2 protein-coding genes are annotated in these 4,257 nt (G+C 62.9%); both read right to left on the reverse strand.

Annotated elements, in window-relative coordinates:
- Positions 1 to 1,659 (reverse strand): recombinase family protein (locus tag C6W91_RS20750; protein WP_370571557.1); only part of this gene is annotated, 1,659 nt, incomplete at its 3' end.
- 558 nt (positions 1,660 to 2,217) lie between these two features.
- Complete coding sequence (locus C6W91_RS20755) at positions 2,218 to 4,059, reverse strand: AAA family ATPase (RefSeq protein WP_370571558.1); 1,842 nt, start codon at positions 4,057 to 4,059, stop codon at positions 2,218 to 2,220.
- Positions 4,060 to 4,257: the final 198 nt, after the last annotated feature.

Genomic DNA, 4,257 nt, shown 5'->3' on the forward strand with positions numbered 1-4,257 from the left:
AATCATATCAATGCCTTGAAGCTCCGCTCCCGCGGGGTTTTTGGCGTTTTGGCCTCCTGAAGCCATGATCCCGGCCAATTCTCCAACAAGCTCAAGCTGATGGCCGCCGGGCGCATCCGCGTCCGGAACCATCCGTACCTGCGAAATCAGCGCCCTCAACTCTGCCATGGCTTCCCGCTTCACCTCCGGCGCGTTCAGCGACCGGGCGAGATCTTCGACCATCTCGCGGTAGCGCTGCGAAAGGCTGGAATGCAGCCGCAGGGCCGGGGGCTCCGGGCTTTCCTTGATGAGGGCCTTCAACCGGGCCTTCTCCTCTTCCAGTTCCGTCATCTTGGCCTTCAATGACGCATGGTACATGCCGTCTTCGATGGCCTTCAGAATGCCCGCGATCTTTCCATCCACCTTCTTCAGGGAGGCTTCCGCCTTCTGGCGCTCCTGGCAGGCCCCCGCGGCGGCTTCGTTGAACGCCTTGCGGTATTCCTCGGCGAATTGCGCCAGCAGGTCCGGTGCCAGAAGCCTCTGTTTTAGCCCGGAAAGAACCCGATCCTCTACTTCTTCCCGGCCGATGGTGGCGCGGTTGGTGCAGACCGCGGCGCCCTTGTTGCGCGCGCCGGCGCAGCCATAACGGGTTTTGTTGATCAGCGTGTAGCTGGCGCCGCAGCAGGCGCAGCGCAAGAGGCCGGACAGAAGGTAGGTCGGTCGGCGCGCGCGTTCCAGCCGGGGCCGTTCGGTCAGAACGCCTGCCGGGTTCATTGCCTGCCGCACCTCACCCTGGCGGGTTTTCACTGCGTGCCAGAGCTGGTCATCAAGGATGCGCAGCTGTGGGACTTCTTCGATCTTCCAGTCGTCAGGCGGGTTGAGGCGTGACAAGCGTTTGCCGGTGTCCGGGTTGGTATCGTAGGTCAATCGGTTCCAGACCAGACGCCCGATATACAGCTCGTTGTTCAGAATACCGGTGCCGCGCTTGATGTTCCCGGAAATCGTTGAGGGGTTCCAGACTCCGGTGCCCTTGCCGCTTTGCGGTCCAGGCACGCCCTCGCTGTTCAGGGCTGCCGCAATCGTGCGGGCGGAAAGACCGTCTGCGTAATCCTGGAAGATCCGTTGGATGACGGCGGACTCCTCCGGTTCGATCTCCCGGTCACCGGTGCTGAGCGTGCCGTCTGGCAGGATCTCCCGCTTCACCCGGTAGCCGTAGCAAATGCCGCCAGCGGATTTGCCCCTGGCAACGCGCCCTTCCAGACCGCGGCGTGTCTTCTGGGCCAGGTCCCGAAGAAACATGGTGGACACCAGTCCGCTGACGCCGACCTTCATATCGTCCAGTTCATTCTCAGCAGCTGTGTGGAGCCTGACCCCGAAGTAGCTCATGCGCTTCAGCAGGGTTGCGGAATCCGCCATGTCCCTGGACAGGCGGTTCTGGCTTTCGGCGACAATGATGTCGATCTGGCCGCATTCTGCTGCCCGGATCAGACGCTGGTATCCCGGGCGCAGGGCATTCTTTCCGCTGAGCGCGTGATCGGTGAAAACTTCCGTTACCTGCCACCCGTTCTGCTCGCACATGCGGCGGCAGAGCCGGATCTGGTCTTCGACCGATGTGTCTTTCTGCTTGTCCGTCGAATACCGGGCGTAAATGGCAGCGCGGAGACCGGGTGTTGCGTTCATTCTTATTCCTCCGGGGGCAATTGGCTCCTCTGTGCCGCGATGTCCTCAAGAGCAGTCTGGCGGGCGAGGAGCTTTATGATGTGCAGAAGCGAGGCCGGACAGTTGGCCTGGCCGTTTGTCTCAGGTGTACCGGGGAGACTGGCTTTCTCCTGGCAATTGACATAGCTCTTCTGGTCCCGTGCCATGGGCCGAGGTCTCCCGCCGCTCCCGGACACAGGCCCGGGGCGGTCTTCTGATGCTGCTGATCTGGCCGGGAACTGCCCCGGCGGCTGTTGGCTACATCATATCTGGAGCGGGAGGACGGAGGACCTTTGAAAGGCGGGAGATGCCGCCCCGGGGCCGGGTTTATGTGGACAACCTGCCGTTTTGGCCGGTTTGCTCAGGGCTGCGAGCTGAGGTGCGCGCCGTTGCGGCCGGACCGGCGGCGTTTGCCGCGCGGGCAAAACCTTTACGGGAGGGAGTTATCCGGATTTTGGACCAACCGGAGTCTGCGCCGCGGGATTTTGCACAAGTCATTGTGCAAATCCGGTGGCTAGGCCGCTTGATTGGCGAGCGCATCTACTGGTTCAGAATTAGCTCTGAATCTCTTTGCCGCGGCACGTCACGCAACCAGCACTTGATGGCTTCGCCGTCAAACTCCCTTTCCCGAACCAGAACCGAGGCCATTTCTTTGAGAAGGTGCTTGTGGGGGTACAACAAAGCACGCGCGACGTCCTCGGCATGGTCGAGCCGTTCCTGTAGGCGCTTGCGTTCTTCTGCAGTCAAACGGGCAAAGTCCGGGGTCCCAAGCCAGGCGTTGCCATGAATGCCAAGCCCGAGTTCATAGTCCATCGCCAAGGATAGCTGCGCGGCCTGCGCGAGATCCGAGGCTGAGCCTCCACCCGCCCCTGCGGAGATTGTCCCGAACACGAGCCGTTCTGCTGCGCGGCCTGCGAGGTGGATCGTGATCTGCCGGTCGAAATCCGCCTCCAGTCCCGCCCCCGGCGGTGTCGTGCGCTCGGTAAACCCTCCGTCGGGGGAGAGGCAGACGCGCTTGATCTCTTCCCCGTAAAGCCAGGCGGCGATTGCATGGCCGCCTTCATGCACGGCGATGCGCGCGTCCAAGCGGCTCCGGTATCCTTGTTCTTGGCCGAGGATTTGCTCCAGGAATCCGGGATCGAAGCTCCGCCCCTGGCGCCGCGCCTTGGCGCGGGCCTCGCGAAGGCGGGCGTCGATCACGGCGGGGGTTTGCCCGGCCAGTTTACGGGACAGGGGGCGCAGATCTTGCCCGGAGTCCGGGAAGGCTTGCTCAAGCATGACCAGGATCTGTTGCCGGGTCGGAAGCGGCATCTCGTGATGCAGGTCGAAACGGCCAGGACGGAGGATAGCCGGGTCGATTTTTCCGGGAAAATTTGTAGCGCCGATCAGCAGGATACCCTCTTCCCGGTGCAGCAGATCGATCTGCCGCAGGAACTCGTTGATCACCTGCTGGCGGTAGGCTTGGTTGCGGTCACCGGTGTCGGCGCGAGACCCGCAGCTGTCGATCTCATCAATGAATAGCACGCTGGGCTTCCGGGATTTGGCGTCCCGGAAACAGGTCAGCATGGCTGCAAGCATATCGCCAAGGTGGCCGTTGGCCTGCCAGGCACCAAACGATCCTTGGATCAACGGGACCCCGGCTGATGCGGCGATGGCCTTGGCAAGCACGGTTTTGCCAGTGCCGGGTTCTCCGTAGATCAACAGAGATCTGGACATGTCGCTCCACTCGATCTCACCGCGCTGCCATCTGTGCAGGTCCGCAACCAAGTCCGCCGCAGCCTGGTGGGCAGGAGAGGTGCCGCCGATGGCCTCGAGGGTGAGTGCGCGGACGCCGCCAGCGTGCCCCCGGGTCCGAGAAACCGCCGCGGCCAGGCGGTCTGCCGCGCAGCGGGCATCAGGGGCCCGGAGTGCCAGTAGCACATCCGGATCGCCCAGCTGGGACAACGCATGGTCTTCGGGGAGAGCCGGTTCCACGGCCTCGCGGTCGATTTTGCCAGTGGCGCTGTGGCTGTGCTCCATCTGTGTGATGAGGATATCGCGGTTCAGCGGCTTCAACTTCACCGGGTCCGGCAAGCTCGCAGCGAGACTGTCCGGGATGCTTTCGCCGTGCGGAAGCAGGACAAGCAGCGGGCAGGGTTGCTGCAGCGCTTCACATAGGTTGCGCTCCAGACGATAGAGATCACCGGTCCGCGACGTTCCGCTTGATGTGGTGACCTGAAGTACCCGGAGGGCTTGACCACGGGGGTGTTCGTCTCCGCGGGTGGTGACCTTCCACTCTTCGGGCAGGAAACCGGAGCGGCAGGCCGCCAGGATGAAATCCGCGTCCGCGGTGCGGAACCCGGAGAGCACGGTGACGGAACCCGGAGCCAACACGGTGTCCATGACATTCCGGGAGGAAATGAAGGTTGCTGCAAGCCGCAGCGCGATGAGGCTTCGGCTTCCGGGCAGGACGGTTGCAGGGCGGCTGTGCCCCTGGTCGTCCAGCGCCCAGCCGTCTACTCCGCTTTCCCGGAGTGAATCGCTCCGAGTTTGTCGGAGACCATCAACTTAAGTAAGGATGATGGTTATGACGAAAAGCAA

The sequence above is a fragment of the Phaeobacter sp. SYSU ZJ3003 genome (assembly GCF_041300735.1).
Classification (GTDB): Bacteria; Pseudomonadota; Alphaproteobacteria; order Rhodobacterales; family Rhodobacteraceae; genus Phycobacter; species Phycobacter gallaeciensis_A.

Excerpts from the sequence above, each read along its gene's own strand:
- C6W91_RS20755 (WP_370571558.1), bottom strand. The coding sequence starts at position 4,059 with ATGGACACCGTGTTGGCTCCGGGTTCCGTCACCGTGCTCTCCGGGTTC.